Origin of the sequence: Gilliamella apis, assembly GCF_002142155.1 — a bacterium.
In the GTDB taxonomy this organism is placed as follows: domain Bacteria; phylum Pseudomonadota; class Gammaproteobacteria; order Enterobacterales; family Orbaceae; genus Gilliamella; species Gilliamella apis.
Window position 1 is genome coordinate 70,071 of sequence record NZ_NASD01000005.1, and the last position, 15,970, is coordinate 86,040.

Genomic DNA, 15,970 nt, shown 5'->3' on the forward strand with positions numbered 1-15,970 from the left:
CGAAGATGGCAGCTAAAGATGTAAAATTTGGAAATGACGCTCGTGCTAAAATGCTTAAAGGCGTTAATGTATTAGCTGATGCAGTTAAAGTAACTTTAGGTCCAAAAGGACGTAATGTTGTATTAGATAAATCATTTGGTGCGCCAACTATCACTAAAGATGGTGTGTCAGTTGCTCGTGAGATCGAATTAGAAGATAAATTCGAAAACATGGGTGCGCAAATGGTTAAAGAAGTCGCTTCAAAAGCAAACGATGCAGCTGGTGACGGTACTACTACTGCAACTGTACTTGCTCAAGCTATTGTTAACGAAGGTTTAAAAGCCGTTGCTGCTGGTATGAATCCAATGGATTTAAAACGTGGTATTGATAAAGCAGTAGTTGCAGCTGTTGAAGAGCTTAAAAAATTATCTTCACCATGTGCTGATTCTAAAGCAATTGCACAAGTTGGTACTATTTCAGCAAACTCTGATGAAACTGTTGGTACTTTAATTGCTCAAGCAATGGAAAAAGTTGGTAAAGAAGGTGTTATCACTGTTGAAGATGGTACTGGTTTACAAGACGAATTAGATGTTGTTGAAGGTATGCAGTTTGACCGTGGTTATTTATCACCATATTTCATCAACAAACCAGAAACTGCGACTGTTGAATTAGATAGCCCGTATATTTTATTAGCAGATAAAAAAATCTCTAATATCCGTGAATTATTACCAGTATTAGAAGCCGTTGCTAAAGCAGGTAAATCTTTATTAATCATCGCTGAAGATGTTGAAGGCGAAGCATTAGCAACATTAGTTGTGAATACTATGCGTGGTATTGTTAAAGTTGCAGCGGTTAAAGCTCCTGGTTTTGGTGATCGTCGTAAAGCAATGTTACAAGATATCGCAATCTTAACTGCTGGTACTGTAATTTCGGAAGAAATTGGTTTAGAGCTTGAGAAAGCAACACTTGAAGATTTAGGTCAAGCTAAACGTGTGGTTATCAATAAAGATAACACAACTATCATCGACGGTGTTGGTGAAGAATCATTAATTAATGCACGTGTTGAACAAATTCGTAAACAAATCGAAGAATCAACTTCTGATTACGATAAAGAAAAACTTCAAGAACGTGTAGCTAAATTAGCTGGCGGTGTAGCAGTAATTAAAGTTGGTGCAGCAACTGAAGTTGAAATGAAAGAGAAAAAAGCTCGTGTTGAAGATGCATTACATGCGACTCGTGCAGCAGTTGAAGAAGGTGTTGTTGCTGGTGGTGGTGTTGCGTTAGTTCGTGCGGCTTCTGCAATTTTAGACCTTAAAGGTGCAAACGAAGATCAAAACGTTGGTATTAAAGTTGCTCTTCGTGCAATGGAAGCGCCATTACGTCAAATCGTTACTAACTGCGGTGAAGAAGCTTCTGTTGTGGTTAATGCGGTTAAAGGCGGTAAAGGTAACTATGGTTACAATGCCTCAACTGAAGAATATGGTGATATGATTGCCATGGGGATTTTAGATCCAACTAAAGTAACACGTAGTGCATTACAATATGCTGCATCAGTAGCAGGTCTTATGATCACAACTGAATGTATGGTTACTGATTTACCTAAAGATGATAAAGCTGACTTAGGTGCTGCTGGTGGTATGGGCGGCATGGGAGGAATGGGCGGAATGATGTAATTCCCCTATTTAGCCAGTCAAAATAAAAAACCACTTCAATATGTGAGTGGTTTTTTTATATCTAAATTTGTTTAATAAAGAATAAAATTATATAGCGAGATGTTGGTACAATGTGATTGAACCGATGACAATAAGAACGATGCCACCGATAAATGATGCTTGTTTACCAATTAAACAACCAATTTTTTTACCTAGCAATAAGCCCAACGTAACCATGATACAGGTTGCAAGCCCAATCATGGTGGCGGCAATATAAATATTAACGCTGGCAAGTGCTAATCCGACACCAACAGCAAATGCATCAATACTTGTTGAAATCGCAGTAAGAACTAATATTAGAAATGATTTTTTCGATGAAGGAAGTGGTTTTGCATCACTGTTGTCATCGTTATCTTGTTTAAAACTATGATAGATCATGTTTAGACCTAACAATAACATGACGGCAAAAACAATCCAATGATCCCATCTTTCAATATATTGTAAGGCAATATAACCAATTAACCAGCCTAGTAATGGAGTGATGGCTTCAACAAAACCAAATAAGATCCCCACTTTTAATGCGCCTAAAAACGGCGTTGATTTTAGTGATACGCCACGACAAATCGCTACCGCAAAGGCATCTGTAGACATGGCTAATGCTAGCAGTAAAATAGCCAAAAAACTCATGATATATACTCTTGCTTCCAATGATGTTAATTTTAATTTTTTATTTATAATTTATTTTTTTGATACTAAAAATAGATAGTTAGCTATCTTGTTGTCGCCTTTATTTTTATAAAGTTCGGCCGTTTTTGCTACATTACTGCGACGACTTGCATCATATGCAAAAAGTTGTTTAAACATTAGATCTGCAGTTTTTTTATCGCCGTTTTGGATAGCACAATAACCATATTGCTCGTAGGTATCTGCTTTCCAGCGGTGCCTATCTAGTTCTAGACTTTTGGCAAATTGTTGTTTTGCGTCTTGGTAACGATCTCTACCACATAAAAAGGAACCATAGTGCACACGATATAAACCATTACCTGGTTGCATTAATGTGATTCGTTTATAAATCATCTCAGCTTCATTATATTCACCAACATGTTGATCAAACATTGCCATTGCTAGCATGATTTGAGGATTATTGGGTGAATACTGAGCGGCCAATTTTAGATTATAATGTGCCGCTTTAACGTTATCTTCAGATTCATTGGCTTTGGCTAAATAACCTAAACCTAATCGCATTCTTGCTAATGCAGCGGTTTCTGGATCAAAATCCTCACGACCATTCATTTGGCAACCTGTTAGCATCAGCATGGCCAAACTGCTTAATGCTATTAATGCGTTTTTCATGTACAACTCCTTGGTTATTTTAGGCGATTTGTTGAACAAGATTTTGCTTTTTATAAAGCGTTCGTTTGGTACGATCTACAACTTCGCCTGCAAGTTGACCACAAGCTGCATCAATATCATCGCCACGAGTTTTCCGAACGATAACTGTAAATCCGTAACCCATTAATGTTTTCATAAACCGATCAATTCGGGTGTTTGAACAACGCGCATAAGGCGCACCTGGGAAAGGATTCCATGGAATTAAATTGATTTTACTTGGTACATTTTTCAGGAATTTAGCTAGTTCATGGGCATGTTCGACACTATCATTGATTTGGTTGAGTAATACATATTCGATGGTCACTTTACCATGATTAGCATTCGAGGTTGAAAGATAACGTAAAATTGAATCACGTAACATTGCCATATTATATTTTTGGTTAATTGGCATAATCTCACTACGAATTTCATCATTTGGTGCATGTAATGAAATAGCTAATGCTACATCAATCATGCCAGCTAATTTATCTAAAGCAGGTACGACACCAGAAGTAGAAAGCGTCACGCGTCTTTTGGATAAACCATAACCAAAATCATCTAGCATAATTTCCATTGCTGGTGCGACATTGGATAAATTAAGTAAAGGTTCACCCATTCCCATCATAACAACGTTAGTGATAGGTCGATCGGCTAATTTACCTGTTACGCCAATGGCATTTGATGCGCGCCAAACTTGGCCAATAATTTCAGATACAGTTAAATTACGGTTAAAACCTTGTTGCGCTGTTGAACAGAATTTACACTCCAAAGCACAGCCTACTTGTGATGAAACACACAAGGTCGCACGATCACGTTCAGGAATATAAACCGATTCAATCATTTGATTATTGCCTACATCTAATGCCCATTTTATGGTGCCATCAGATGAACGTTGTTCGATGGCAATTTTAGGCGCTTTAATTTCAGCTAATTTTTTTAATTGCTCGCGTAATTTTTTGTTAATGTCGGTCATAAGATCGAAATCATCTATCCCAAAATGATAGATCCATTTCATCACTTGATCCGCTCTAAATGGTTTTTCTCCTAACGAAATAAAAAATTCTCTTAACTGTTGTCTGGTAAAGTTAAGTAAGTTTATTTTTTCGTTAGTTAGATTGGTGGTGTTTTGATTAGTTGTATTTGTCACGTCCGAACAATTATCAGACGATTTGTGTGTAGCTGATGTTAACATATGGCCTCGTTTTTACACATTATGGCTATTTCAATTTTTAGGGAAAGGATTATACTGGTTTTCACCCTGTCTGGCTAATATAATATTAATTAGAATCTAAATGATGAAAAAAATAATAACATTGAAAACAGTTACTCATTTTAGCTCAACTTTAACTTTACTCTTATGTTCAACGTTTGCTATGGCACAATCTATTCCATTAAATAAACTTACTGGGCAATTTGATGAAAAAAAAGATAGTAATTATATTGCTCTCGATTCAACAATATTACCAGTAAACAAAAAAGGTATGTATTTACAGAAGGAACCAACTGAGCAGTTGATTAAGGCTTATAATGATTTTAAAAAATCTTATCCTAATATTCCTTTTATTGTAGTGAGTGCTACACGTAATTACACCTATCAAAATGGTATTTGGCAACGTAAGTGGGATGCATTATTACCTAAGTTGAATAATCCACAAAAAATTGCCGAACAAATTTTAAAATTATCTTCAATGCCTGGTACATCAAGACATCATTGGGGAACAGATATTGATATTACTAGTGTATCGTCTGAATATTTTAAAAATGATAAACAGGGAATTATTTTGTATAAATGGCTTCGTGAAAACTTACCGAAATATGGTTTTTGCCAACCATTCAATGAGGGGCGAAAAGGGGGCTATTTGCCAGAAGAGTGGCATTGGTCATATAAACCAATCGCCAAACAATATATTGCTGAATATAAAGCAATACTTGACAGCAATCCACAGATGATTATGCAAAATCTGAATTTTACTGGTTACGATAAAATTACCTTAGAAAGTCTGGTAAAAGAATATGTATTAACCGTTAATCCGGATTGTTATTAATTTTTTCGCCAATAAGGTAGTTTGATTGTTACCACTAAACCACCACCATCGCGATTATTAGCTTGAATAGTACCGTTATGCATAATAACGGTCTTTCTGGCGATGGCTAGACCTAGTCCATAGCCTTTACCTAACTGTGCTGACTGAATACGGACAAAGGGTTCAAAAATACTCGATAATTTGCTGGTATCAACACCGGGCCCACGATCTTTAACTTCAATTTGTAAATATTTTCCTGCTTCTTTTAATGATACTTCAACTGTTTGGCCTGCATTAGAAAAGCGGATAGCATTACGAATAATATTTTCAATCGCGCGTCGTATCTGTTCAGAATTACCTTTAACAATAGAGTGATTAATTGATGATAAGTTAAACTCTACTTCAATAGATTGGTGATTGGCTTCATAGTTGGCATCATTAACTACAACACCAATTAACTCTTTTAAGTCAAAATATTCATCGGTTCGATTATTCATTTCAGCACGTGAATAATTGAGAATTTCACCAATTAATTGATCTAATCGTTCCGACTCTAACTCAATTCTAGCTAAAGCTGTATCGATATTTTGTTTATTTTGTTGGGCAAGACCGATTGCCAATTGTAAGCGGGCCAGAGGGGTTCTGAGTTCATGAGAAACATCATGAAGTAGCGCTTGTCGATCAGATATTAAGATGTTGAGTTGCTCAACCATCATGTCAAAATCTTTACCTAATTCACTCAGTTCATCACGACGAGGTTTTAACTTTTTAAATAACCTAACCGACAGATCGCCTTGCGAGACGCGGAAAAATCCTTGTCTTAGTAATTTCATTGGTCTAGTTAAGTTCCATGCTAAAAATAGACTGAATACTAAACCAACACAGATCCCCATTAACAAAATAGGGGTCGGCATATTAAATAAAGTTTTATTTTTGCTATTGCTGTGATCTGTTTTATCGTCTTTAAATGATACCGAATAGAGGGTGCCATCAGGTGCTACTGCCATCCTTTGATATACATAAGCGCTAGGTTCTAATTCATCTGTGATGATATTAACTTGATCATATTGCGGAGACACCAATTTTATTGACAATAAAACTCGCTCACGTTCGGGTAGATGGGCAATAAAATTGAGTGTTTCATCTTCACCGGCAACATGCAATAATTGAGCAATCATATCCACTTTAGTTGGCATATGATTTAAGAATCGTTGATTTCTATTTTCTATATAATAAGAGAAAGCAATCCAAGTTAATTGGAAGGTAAGATAAAAAATTATCCAAAATATAACCAATATTTTCCAAAATAATCGACGATTCATAGCAAACCTATGGTTTGATTAACGGATACGATAGCCAACCGCTCTTATTGTTTCAATAGTCACATCATTTTGTGCTACTTGATGTAGTTTTTGGCGAATATTGCTGATATGAACATCGACGCTGCGATCATATAATTCTCGAGCACGACCTAGACCTATTTCAGACAATTCTTCTTTAGTTACTACCCGCTCACTATGTTTAACCAGTAAAACTAACAAGTTAAATTCAGTAGAGGTGAGATCTATTGGTTGACCATTCCAAGTACAAAGTCGTTGTGGTAGATCTAAAGTTAAGCCATTAAAATGATATTTTTTCTCATCGACTAATTCGACTGAACGTTCGTCAAATCGACGTAATACCGCTCTTAATCTCGCTAATAACTCACGAGGATAACATGGTTTTGGAATGTAATCATCAGCACCTAATTCTAACCCTAATACGCGATCAATATTATCGCCTTTAGCAGTTAGCATAATAACTGGCATATTACATTGTTGACGAATGCTTTTTAGGACATCAATGCCATTAATATCAGGTAACATAACATCTAAAATTGCTGCACGATATTTACCTGACAGTGCTTCATCAATACCATCCTTACCTAAATAAACACTTTTAATATTAAAACCTTCATTGGTTAAATATTCGCTAAGCATTTGTGATAATTCTACATCATCATCAATTAATAAAATATTTATCATATCTCGCCATTATTATTTAATTTTTGATAGTTACATTATTGCAATAATAAAAAAAAAGTCAGGTGGTTTTACTAAAATATTACATATTTTGAACTATTCCTGATTAATTTATTTACTATGCAGTTAAGTATAGATGTTTCAGATTTAGTATATTTTTGTCGTATATATTTTAAACAAAAAATGGTTGAATAAAAATCTGTTTATAGTGGTATAACGTATTAATAAAATCAGTATAAAACTGATAAATTATGTTCACTTACTCTTTAATATGTGAGCTTAACATTTAGTTTTCAAGTTAAATAGAATAAAATAATCACTTAATTTTGTGGCTAAATGTTTCACTTTCTAACACTAATGTTAGTAATATGGAGATAAAAAATGGAACAACAAGTAATGTGGCAACAATTAATCAAATTGGTGAAACATGAAGTCTTGCCCGCACTTGGTTGCACTGAACCTATCTCACTTGCTTTAGCTGCTGCTACGGCAACTCAATATATTGATAAAAACGAAATTAGCCACATTGATGCTTATGTCTCCCCCAATCTTATGAAAAACGGCATGGGGGTTACTGTTCCGGGTACTGGTATGGTGGGATTAGCTATTGCAGCGGCCATTGGTGCTATTGGTGGTGATGCTGAGGCTGGTCTTGAAGTCCTTAAAAATATTACTCAACAACAAATCGAACAAGCCAAAACGATGCTCAATGAGCATAAAGTTAATGTGCAAATTGCCAATAATAATACTGCTATTTATTCTGAAGCTAATATTTATACTAGTCACGATCATGTCCGCATCTGTATTGAAAACTCACACACTAATGTGATTTTGATTGAAAAAAATGGTGAAATAATTTTTAAAGCCAATAATCAAAAGCAAGATGATCCGAAAGATGCAGCTATTATCCAATTGATGTCAGTAAAAAAGATATATGATTTTGCCTCGCAGGCTGATTTTGCTGATATCGAATTTATTTTACACTCAGCAGAATTAAATGATGCCTTATCTCAGGAAGGATTAAGACGAGATTATGGCTTAAGTATTGCGGCGACATTACATGAACAAACTAAAAATGGTTTATTAGCCGATGATCTATTGTCTAAAGTAATTATTCGTACTACTGCTGCATCAGATGCTCGTATGGGCGGTGCAACGTTACCGGCTATGAGTAATTCAGGTTCAGGCAATCAAGGTATTACTGCAACTATGCCGGTCGTTGTTGTTGCCGATTATTTAGATGCAACACCAGAGCAATTAGCTAGAGCACTTATTTTATCACATACCATTGCCATTTATATTCATAGTAAATTTCCGCCATTATCTGCACTTTGTGCAGCCTCAACAGCAGCCATGGGATCGGCTGCCGGTATGGCGTGGTTACTGGGTAAAGGCCAATATGAGCCAGTTAATATGGCCATATGTAACATGATTGGTGATTTGTCTGGAATAATTTGTGATGGTGCATCAAATAGTTGTGCAATGAAAGTTTCAACTTCGGTTTCATCCGGATTTAAAGCTGTATTAATGGCACTAAACCGAATTCGTGTTACAGGTAATGAAGGTATTGTTTGTGATAGTGTTGAAACTTCAATTAATAATTTAGGGGCGATTGTTAGTAATAGTATGAAAGCAACTGACACTCAGATAATTGATATTATGTCGCATAAAGCCTAATTTTTTGGGGAAACGCTAAAAGAATAACCTTTTAACGCTTTTAATATAACCAATTGGTATTATTTTTAAAAAATATGCTGGACAATATTATTTTTTATGCGTAATATTTCGTCCTGCTTCTATGGTGGCTATAGCTCAGTTGGTAGAGCCCTGGATTGTGATTCCAGTTGTCGTGGGTTCGAGTCCCATTAGCCACCCCATTTTATATTTAGAATGTGAAGCAATTTCTGACGGCGAGTAGCGCAGCTTGGTAGCGCAACTGGTTTGGGACCAGTGGGTCGGAGGTTCGAATCCTCTCTCGCCGACCAATTTAATAGAAAAGCCTACTTATTTGAGTTGGCTTTTTTATTATTACTACTATGCATTTGATTCGAACCAATAAGAGGTTCGAGCCTAGTAGCACGAGACTGCGTAGCTTTAGAGCAACGATCTGTAGGGCGAGCATGAAATGCGAGTCAATCCCCTCTCGCCGACCAATTTAATAAGAAAGCCTACTCATTTGAGTGGGCTTTTTTATTACTACAACGGTGCATTTGATTCGAACCGATAAGAGGTTCAAGCCGAGCAGCACAAGACAGCGTTGCTTTAGCAACGACTAGACATTTTTATTCTTCTAAATTAGCTAAGCTGTAACTATGCATGTTTACCATGCTCTTTATAATTAACTCAATAAAGGCTTTATACTCAGTTCCTTCTTATGACTTGATAAAATTGCGTTTTTACATTGAGTTTTCTTCAAGTCTTTCTTTATTGCAAATCAAATAAATACATACATTTTAAAATATATCATATTGATTTAATTATAAATAATGATAAAAACTGTGATCTATACAACAAATTTGGTACTTAAAATTGACAACATGTATTTTTTTGTTTATTTTTTAACAATGTTTACGTTATATTAACGTATATCTATTTTATAAAAAAGTCCATCAATGGAGTGTGTTTTTTGGAATATCGTGAAATAGCTTCAAAAACTTATGTTGAAGAACAGATTAAAGCTAATCCGACTATTGTCAGTAAGAAATTGACAGAACGTGCACTAGCAGAACATTTTGGTGTAAGTCGTACAACAATAAGAAACGCTTTAAATGATTTAGCTATGGAAGGTTATGTATTCCAAAACGATACTGATGTGGAACCGCATAAAATTTTTGAAATTAATATGTTAAAAATGTCTTCTTTCAGTGAAGAAGTTAAAAAAGAAGACGATATTGACCTTAATATTAAAGTTCTCACCAATCAAATTATTAATATGCCAGCTGAATTGAGATCTTTTTTTGGTACAAATGAAAAATTGATTAGAATTGTTCGGCAAAGGATATTAAACAAAACTCCGCTTTCCTACGAAGTAACATATTTACCATCTAATAGATTTAAAGGCTTAGAACAAGTCGATTTAAATAATGTTTCTCTTTATCAATTTTTGAAAGAGAATTATCCATTCAAGCCAAGTCACGGTCGTGAAGAAATTACTTATGAGTCAGCAACCGAAGATAAAGCCAAATATTTAGAGGTTATTGAAGGGACACCCATTTATAAAGTATCGAGTAATAGCTTTGATATTAACTTTCAACCATTTGAACATACCGAGCAATATCTAGCAGGAAAACGATTTAAATATCATCTATCGGCGAAAAATATCTTCAATTATGGAGAAAAACAATTATGAAATTGTTTGAAAAAATTGCCGATCATTTAATGGGGCAGATCAACTCGGGTCAATATGGTGTGGGTGCGGAGCTCTCCCCAGAAGTTCAATTACAAAAAGATTTTGATGTCAGTCGTACTACTGTTCGTAAAGCCATTGACCTATTAGTAGAAAAAAATTTGGTTGTACGAAAAAAAGGGGTTGGTTTATTTGTTGCACCAATGCTGTCTACCCAAAATATTCTTGAGATGACTGGTATTATTAAACCTGGCACTTATCAACATCATAAAAAAATTCTTAAAGAGAATTATTTAAGAAAAGCTGGCCCTTACTATAGCCAATTATTAAAGATAAAACCGTCAGCACTAATTTATTATATTAGTTTTTTAGAAGTTGCTAAAACTAGTGTAGTAAAAGAGATTTTTCTTTTACCCCTTCACTATTTTCCTGATTTTCAAGTTTCAATAATAAAAGTGCTATCAGCGCTTGAAATTACTAATTCGGGTAAGAAAAAAGTCGATAAATTAGAACAAGATTTACAGCTAATTGTTGCCAATGCTGAATTGGCTAAGCAATTACGCTGCCAAATTGATGAACCATTATTTAAAGTGTCTAATCACTATTTTGATATAAATAGCGAACCGATTGCTATTGAATACAAATTCGCTAGTAATACCAAATATGTGGTGGATTTCACCTAGGAGGAAGAAAACCAATGATTAAATTGTTACGTGTCGATCACCGCTTATTGCATGGTCAGGTTGTTGTTTCATGGTTCGATAATGTTGGAGCTAATACTATTTTAGTTGCCAACGATGCTGTTGCTAATGATGAATTTCGTAAATCAGCGATTCGATTAGCTAAACCTGAAAATGCCAAACTAGTCATGAAGTCAATTGATGACAGTATTGGTGCTATTAATTCTGGTGTAACAGATAAATATCAGATGTTAATTGTGGTGGAATCGATAGAAGATGCAGAAAAACTCATCCGAGGAACTCAAGGACAAATAACTAGTCTTAATTTAGGAGGAACTAAACCTCGTGAAGGGACCAAAAATTATTCTAAAACAATTAATTTGACAGAGTTAGAAGCAGACTTATTAGCTGGATTACAACAAGATGGTGTTGAAGTGTATATACAACAGATCCCAAGTGAATCTAAGCAAAAATTTGAAAAATAGACAAAAAGGAATACAAAATGAGTATTGTTATTACAGCAATTATTTTGGCCTTGATTGCTATGTTAGCCAATGGTGAATACTTTTTAGGTTCATCTATGTTATCAAGACCTTTAGTTACTTGTACCTTAGCTGGGCTAGTAATGGGGGATGTTACACAAGGAATTATTATCGGTGCGACATTAGAGTTGGCGTTTGTTGGTTCTTTTTCTATTGGTGCATCTATCCCTCCAGAAATTATTTCAGGTAGTGTATTAGGAACCGCGTTTGCGATTGGTGCCGGTAAAAGTACGGCAGTTGCCTTAACTTTAGGGATTCCAATTGCTTCTTTGGTTTTAGTGGTTAAAAACTTATGTTTCTTGTTCATTTTACCTTACTTTGTGCATAAAGCAGATAAGTATGCTAGTGAAGGTAATGGTAAAGGCGTTGATCGCATGAATATTTTCGGCGGTTTCTTTTCTATCAACCTACCAATTGGCTTAGTCGTTGGTTTTTCTTACTTATTTGGAAGTGAAGCAATAAAAGGCTTACTTGATGTGATCCCTGAGTTTGTCATTAACGGTTTAGGAATTGCAACAGGCTTATTACCTGCATTTGGTTTTGCTATGTTAATGAAGATTATGATCAAAAAAACCAATGCAACATTCTTTATTCTTGGTTTTGCTGTAGCAGTATATATGAAAGTACCTGTCACTGGTGTTGCCGTTTTTGGCGCTTGTATGGCGTTAATTCTTACCGGTTACTCTTCATTTACCGGCAAAAAACTTACCACCTCAGACAATCAAGAAGTTAATAATCAATCAGGCAATGCTTTAGTAGGACAGGAGATCAATTATGAAGATGAAGAATTCTAATTTAATTACTAAAAAGGATTTAATGCGAACATTTTGGCGCTCTTTCACTGCTGAGTGGTCATGGAACTATGAACGACAAATGAATCTAGGTTATTCTTTTGCGATTCGTCCTGCTTTAGAAAAAATTTATAGCCAAAAACCAGAACAATTAACTACTGCTTATCAACGACATTTAGAATTTTATAATGTTACGCCATGGTTAATTACTTTCCCATTAGGTATTTCTATTGCTATGGAAGAGCAAAATGCCGTAAATGAAAATTTTGATGAAAGTTCAATAAATGACGTCAAAATTGCATTAATGGGACCACTAAGTGGTTTGGGAGATTCATTCTTCTGGGGAACATTACGGGTTATTGCAACAGGTATTGGTACTTCACTGGCGATGCAAGGTAATATCTTAGGGCCACTGCTATTTTTATTAATTTTTAATATTCCAGCCATTATTGCTCGTTATTTTGGTCTATTTATTGGTTATAACATTGGTGCATCTTTTATTGAAAAAGTACAAAAAACTGGCTTGATGGATAAATTGTCTTATGGCGCATCTATCTTGGGGCTCTCGGTTGTAGGGGCCATGGTGGCGACGATGGTAACATTAAATATGCCACTAACCATTGGCTCAGGCTCTGATGCAACATCGTTACAAGACATCTTTGATGGAATTGTTCCACAAATATTACCGTTGTTATTTACTTTATTTATCTTTTTATTAGACAGAAAAGGGCTAAAAGCACATTGGATCTTATTAATGATTGCAGGTATTGGTATCTTTGGTGCTTGGAGTGGATTACTAGGTTAATAAAAAGGAAGATGTAATGAAAAGTATTGCTGATTATGTAGCATTAGAACCTGAATACTATCAAAGCATTTTAGACAATTATCAAACATTGTTTGTTGATACTATTGATTTAAGTAAAGTTAAACAATTTAACTCAATTGTTATCTTTGCTACAGGTTCAAGTTCTAACGCAGCTTATGGGGCGAGACCTTTAATGAGTAAAATCTTAAAGGTTCCCGTTTATATTGAAGATCCTTCAATCGCTGCTAATTATTTACATTACAGCGATCCTAATACCCTCTATTTTGCTATTTCACAAGGGGGTGAAAGCTATTCAACGATTCATTTAGTTGAAGAGTTTATCAAGAATAATCAAACTATCTATACGCTTACCAGCAATCCTGATAGTCCATTATATAAAATTAGTAATAATGTGTTATCTATGGGCATTCCTATTGAGGAAATGCCTTATGTCAGTGCTGGTTATAGCGTTACGATTCTAGATTTGATAATTATTGCTTTAGTCATTGCACAAAAAAATGGCAGCATGGATGATCAACAATTTGCTAGTTATTTCGATCAACTTAGAAAAGTTGCAGGTTTGCTACCTAAAGTTATTGAACAATCCCAAGCTTGGGTAAATCAATATCAACACAAATTTTATCATTCTCAACGAGTCATATTTATTGGCTACGGTGCAACCTATGGTATTGCTCGAGAAGGTGAAACAAAGTTTACCGAAACTATACGTAATAGTGCTTTTGGTAAAGAGCTCGAAGAGTATATGCATGGTCCATATTTAGGTTTACATGAGAATGATAATATCGTTTTTCTTGAACCACATGGCGTGTTATCTAACCGTGCTGAATTGTTAAAAGTATTTTTAACTAAACATGTTAAAAATATTTCTACGATTTACGCCAATAACAGTAGCAACGTTAAACAAGACGATTTGTGTCTTAATATTGATATAGATGAACTGTACGCATCACTATTTATGACAATACCAATTCATCTATTAAGTTACCAAGTTTCACGATTAAAAGGTCATAACCTTGAAAAATCAACCTATCCAGAATTTGATGAAATAACTAGCTCGAAAATTAAGAGGATTTAAAAATGAGAAAATATGACGAAAAGAAAGAACTAGACAGCATGAATGGTGCATTAGCATTAAGACCACAAATCAATGAATTTATTGATAAAATCCACGCGCGTGGTTATAGCAACGTTTGTTGGTTAGGTATTGGTGGTACTTATGCATCATCAATGCAAGCAGTTGTACATATGAAAGAAAAAACAGCGATTGAGACCTTTGTGCAACACGCTGCTGAATATTTAGTAACTGGTAACAAACGTATTACTAAAGATACGCTTATCATTATTTCATCAGTAACTGGCACAACACAAGAAGTGGTTGCTGCTATTGATAAAATCCAAAAAGAAGTGGGTTCAACTGTATTTGCTTTCATGGATAAAGCCGATACTCCATTAGGAAATATGGCCGATCATGTAGTTGTTTATCCAATGAATGAACAATTAAAATTCTTTATGACTGCTGATCGTTTAATGTTTTTAGCTGGAGAATTTCCTGATTATGACGAGTTCTACCAACAAATGGATCAACATTTTGCTAAAAATATTGTTGCAGTTGCGAAAAAAGCCGATAAATTTGGTCAAGAAGTTGCTGAAAAACATCATAATGATCCAATGCACTATTTTGTTGGCGCGGGTAATCAATGGGGGGCAACTTATTCTCATGCTATGTGTTATTGGGAAGAACAACATTGGTTACGTTCAAAATCAATTGAGTCAGCAGAATTTTTCCATGGTACATTAGAAGTTATTGATCGTGATACTGCAGTAACCGTTTATGTCGGTGAAGATACTCAACGCCCATTAAGTGAAAGAGTCGCTAAGTTCTTACCGCAAATTTGTGGTAATTATACTATTATTGATACCAAAGATTATGAATTACCAGGTATATCAGAAAAATATCGTGGAAATCTTTCACCATTTGTTTTCCGTGCTATCAATAATCGTATCGATGCTTATGTTGAACATTTAAATCGTCATCCAATGTCAATCCGTCGTTATTATCGTTGTTTAGATTACTAAAATAGGAACTTAAATCGATGATTTCTGTATTAGTCAGTACACATGGTTCAACAGCGAAAAGCTTAATTGAAACGACTGAAATGATTTGTGGTAAACAATCTCAGTGTGAAGCGGTTTCGTTTGCAATGGGGCAATCAACAGATGATTTTCAACAACAACTGCAACAAAAGCTAGAAGAGTTACAGCATTTTGGCTCAGAAATTGTCTGTTTTGTTGATTTAAAAGGTGGCACACCATTTAATACTTTAGTTAGATTGATGGCTGATTTTCCTACTATAGAAATAGTCACTGGTGTAAATGTTCCTATGTTGTTAGAAACCTTTATGCAACGCACTGACGCAAATCTAGTAACATTGTTACCAGATATTATACAAGCCGGAACTCAAGGGATTGAGCGGTATAATATGGCAGCAATGGCAGTAGATGAACCAAGTGATGAAGATTTCTAAAATTGACAACACACAAAACTAAAATAAGCCCGATAATTCGGGCTTTGTTTTATCAAAAACCAATTATTTAAATTGCAATAATAATCTATATGTTAGACGAAGAGTTAGCCAAAACGAATGAATAATAATCATTTGATACATTAAGATATAAATGATAGAACTAGATAATTACTCTAGTTTTATTTTTTATAGAGCATGATAAAAGGAAATCAA

At 34.9% G+C, this 15,970-nt stretch carries 16 protein-coding genes and 2 tRNA genes; 13 read left to right on the forward strand and 5 right to left on the reverse strand.

The genetic code is table 11. The features are described from left to right. The first annotated feature begins 5 nt into the window (after positions 1-5). The gene (gene groL, locus B6C84_RS03765; RefSeq protein ID WP_065613631.1) at positions 6-1,652 is read left to right on the forward strand and encodes a chaperonin GroEL; all 1,647 of its coding nucleotides are present in this window, start codon (positions 6-8) and stop codon (positions 1,650-1,652) included. An 87-nt stretch (positions 1,653-1,739) separates the two neighbouring features. Here groL and B6C84_RS03770 read toward each other — a convergent pair whose 3' ends face one another. The 3 genes from B6C84_RS03770 to rlmN are packed head-to-tail and all read right to left on the reverse strand — an operon-like array spanning position 1,740 to position 4,194. Beyond that, positions 1,740-2,318, reverse strand: coding sequence for a manganese efflux pump MntP (locus B6C84_RS03770; RefSeq protein WP_086353959.1), 579 nt, complete (start codon positions 2,316-2,318; stop codon positions 1,740-1,742). A 51-nt stretch (positions 2,319-2,369) separates the two neighbouring features. Beyond that, entirely contained in the window at positions 2,370-2,984 is a 615-nt protein-coding gene (locus B6C84_RS03775; protein WP_086321082.1) for a hypothetical protein, read from the reverse strand. Between the two features lie 19 nt (positions 2,985-3,003). After that, complete coding sequence (gene rlmN, locus B6C84_RS03780) at positions 3,004-4,194, reverse strand: dual-specificity RNA methyltransferase RlmN (RefSeq protein WP_086353960.1); 1,191 nt, start codon at positions 4,192-4,194, stop codon at positions 3,004-3,006. Positions 4,195-4,297: 103 nt separating this feature from the next. Here rlmN and B6C84_RS03785 point away from each other — a divergent pair, with 103 nt between their 5' ends. After that, positions 4,298-5,047: a M15 family metallopeptidase gene (locus B6C84_RS03785; RefSeq protein ID WP_065613636.1), complete on the forward strand. Its 750-nt coding sequence runs from the start codon at positions 4,298-4,300 to the stop codon at positions 5,045-5,047. On the opposite strand, the gene B6C84_RS03790 is transcribed toward B6C84_RS03785, so the two are convergent. Both B6C84_RS03790 and B6C84_RS03795 read right to left on the reverse strand, forming a co-directional pair. Further along, complete coding sequence (locus B6C84_RS03790; protein WP_086321079.1) at positions 5,044-6,348, reverse strand: ATP-binding protein; 1,305 nt, start codon at positions 6,346-6,348, stop codon at positions 5,044-5,046. The two genes, B6C84_RS03785 and B6C84_RS03790, sit on opposite strands and share 4 nt — an antisense overlap. Positions 6,349-6,366: 18 nt before the next feature. Then, on the reverse strand, positions 6,367-7,047 hold the full coding sequence (locus B6C84_RS03795; protein ID WP_034901087.1) for a response regulator transcription factor: 681 nt from the start codon (positions 7,045-7,047) through the stop codon (positions 6,367-6,369). 381 nt (positions 7,048-7,428) lie between these two features. On the opposite strand from B6C84_RS03795, the gene B6C84_RS03800 reads away from it, so the two are divergent. The 11 genes from B6C84_RS03800 to B6C84_RS03850 all read left to right on the forward strand — a co-directional run bounded on the left by B6C84_RS03800 (position 7,429) and on the right by B6C84_RS03850 (position 15,757). Then, a complete protein-coding gene (locus B6C84_RS03800) occupies positions 7,429-8,724 on the forward strand; it encodes an L-cysteine desulfidase family protein (RefSeq protein WP_065652020.1) in 1,296 nt (431 codons plus the stop codon). A gap of 124 nt (positions 8,725-8,848) precedes the next feature. Beyond that, positions 8,849-8,924, forward strand: a tRNA-His gene (locus tag B6C84_RS03805). Positions 8,925-8,955: 31 nt separating this feature from the next. Then, positions 8,956-9,032, forward strand: a tRNA-Pro gene (locus tag B6C84_RS03810). Positions 9,033-9,673: 641 nt separating this feature from the next. Further along, positions 9,674-10,396: a GntR family transcriptional regulator gene (locus B6C84_RS03815; protein WP_133052291.1), complete on the forward strand. Its 723-nt coding sequence runs from the start codon at positions 9,674-9,676 to the stop codon at positions 10,394-10,396. Next, positions 10,393-11,076: a GntR family transcriptional regulator gene (locus B6C84_RS03820; protein ID WP_065613640.1), complete on the forward strand. Its 684-nt coding sequence runs from the start codon at positions 10,393-10,395 to the stop codon at positions 11,074-11,076. The genes B6C84_RS03815 and B6C84_RS03820 overlap by 4 nt, the downstream gene beginning before the upstream one ends. Before the next feature lie 14 nt (positions 11,077-11,090). Further along, positions 11,091-11,558 (forward strand): PTS sugar transporter subunit IIB, encoded by a 468-nt coding sequence (locus tag B6C84_RS03825; RefSeq protein ID WP_086321077.1) that lies wholly within the window; start codon positions 11,091-11,093, stop codon positions 11,556-11,558. A gap of 17 nt (positions 11,559-11,575) precedes the next feature. Next, positions 11,576-12,409 carry a PTS mannose/fructose/sorbose/N-acetylgalactosamine transporter subunit IIC gene (locus B6C84_RS03830; protein WP_034903231.1) on the forward strand — a complete coding sequence of 278 codons (834 nt, stop codon included), beginning with the start codon at positions 11,576-11,578 and terminating at the stop codon, positions 12,407-12,409. Continuing rightward, entirely contained in the window at positions 12,390-13,211 is an 822-nt protein-coding gene (locus B6C84_RS03835) for a PTS system mannose/fructose/sorbose family transporter subunit IID (RefSeq protein ID WP_065652021.1), read from the forward strand. The genes B6C84_RS03830 and B6C84_RS03835 overlap by 20 nt, the downstream gene beginning before the upstream one ends. A 16-nt stretch (positions 13,212-13,227) precedes the next feature. Further along, positions 13,228-14,307: an SIS domain-containing protein gene (locus B6C84_RS03840; protein WP_065652022.1), complete on the forward strand. Its 1,080-nt coding sequence runs from the start codon at positions 13,228-13,230 to the stop codon at positions 14,305-14,307. A gap of 2 nt (positions 14,308-14,309) precedes the next feature. Further along, a complete protein-coding gene (locus B6C84_RS03845; RefSeq protein WP_086353961.1) occupies positions 14,310-15,308 on the forward strand; it encodes an SIS domain-containing protein in 999 nt (332 codons plus the stop codon). Positions 15,309-15,325: 17 nt separating this feature from the next. Then, the gene (locus tag B6C84_RS03850) at positions 15,326-15,757 is read left to right on the forward strand and encodes a PTS sugar transporter subunit IIA (RefSeq protein WP_065579090.1); all 432 of its coding nucleotides are present in this window, start codon (positions 15,326-15,328) and stop codon (positions 15,755-15,757) included. Positions 15,758-15,970 lie beyond the last annotated feature (213 nt).

What these genes read in the sequence shown, in the direction of transcription:
- B6C84_RS03835 (WP_065652021.1), top strand. Translation starts at nt 12,390, where the DNA reads ATGAAGATGAAGAATTCTAATTTAATTACTAAAAAGGATTTAATGCGA.
- B6C84_RS03775 (WP_086321082.1), bottom strand. Translation starts at nt 2,984, where the DNA reads ATGAAAAACGCATTAATAGCATTAAGCAGTTTGGCCATGCTGATGCTA.
- rlmN (WP_086353960.1), bottom strand. Translation starts at nt 4,194, where the DNA reads ATGTTAACATCAGCTACACACAAATCGTCTGATAATTGTTCGGACGTG.
- B6C84_RS03820 (WP_065613640.1), top strand. Translation starts at nt 10,393, where the DNA reads ATGAAATTGTTTGAAAAAATTGCCGATCATTTAATGGGGCAGATCAAC.
- B6C84_RS03845 (WP_086353961.1), top strand. Translation starts at nt 14,310, where the DNA reads ATGAGAAAATATGACGAAAAGAAAGAACTAGACAGCATGAATGGTGCA.
- B6C84_RS03770 (WP_086353959.1), bottom strand. Translation starts at nt 2,318, where the DNA reads ATGAGTTTTTTGGCTATTTTACTGCTAGCATTAGCCATGTCTACAGAT.
- B6C84_RS03830 (WP_034903231.1), top strand. Translation starts at nt 11,576, where the DNA reads ATGAGTATTGTTATTACAGCAATTATTTTGGCCTTGATTGCTATGTTA.
- B6C84_RS03850 (WP_065579090.1), top strand. Translation starts at nt 15,326, where the DNA reads ATGATTTCTGTATTAGTCAGTACACATGGTTCAACAGCGAAAAGCTTA.
- groL (WP_065613631.1), top strand. Translation starts at nt 6, where the DNA reads ATGGCAGCTAAAGATGTAAAATTTGGAAATGACGCTCGTGCTAAAATG.
- B6C84_RS03800 (WP_065652020.1), top strand. Translation starts at nt 7,429, where the DNA reads ATGGAACAACAAGTAATGTGGCAACAATTAATCAAATTGGTGAAACAT.
- B6C84_RS03790 (WP_086321079.1), bottom strand. Translation starts at nt 6,348, where the DNA reads ATGAATCGTCGATTATTTTGGAAAATATTGGTTATATTTTGGATAATT.
- B6C84_RS03785 (WP_065613636.1), top strand. Translation starts at nt 4,298, where the DNA reads ATGAAAAAAATAATAACATTGAAAACAGTTACTCATTTTAGCTCAACT.
- B6C84_RS03825 (WP_086321077.1), top strand. Translation starts at nt 11,091, where the DNA reads ATGATTAAATTGTTACGTGTCGATCACCGCTTATTGCATGGTCAGGTT.
- B6C84_RS03840 (WP_065652022.1), top strand. Translation starts at nt 13,228, where the DNA reads ATGAAAAGTATTGCTGATTATGTAGCATTAGAACCTGAATACTATCAA.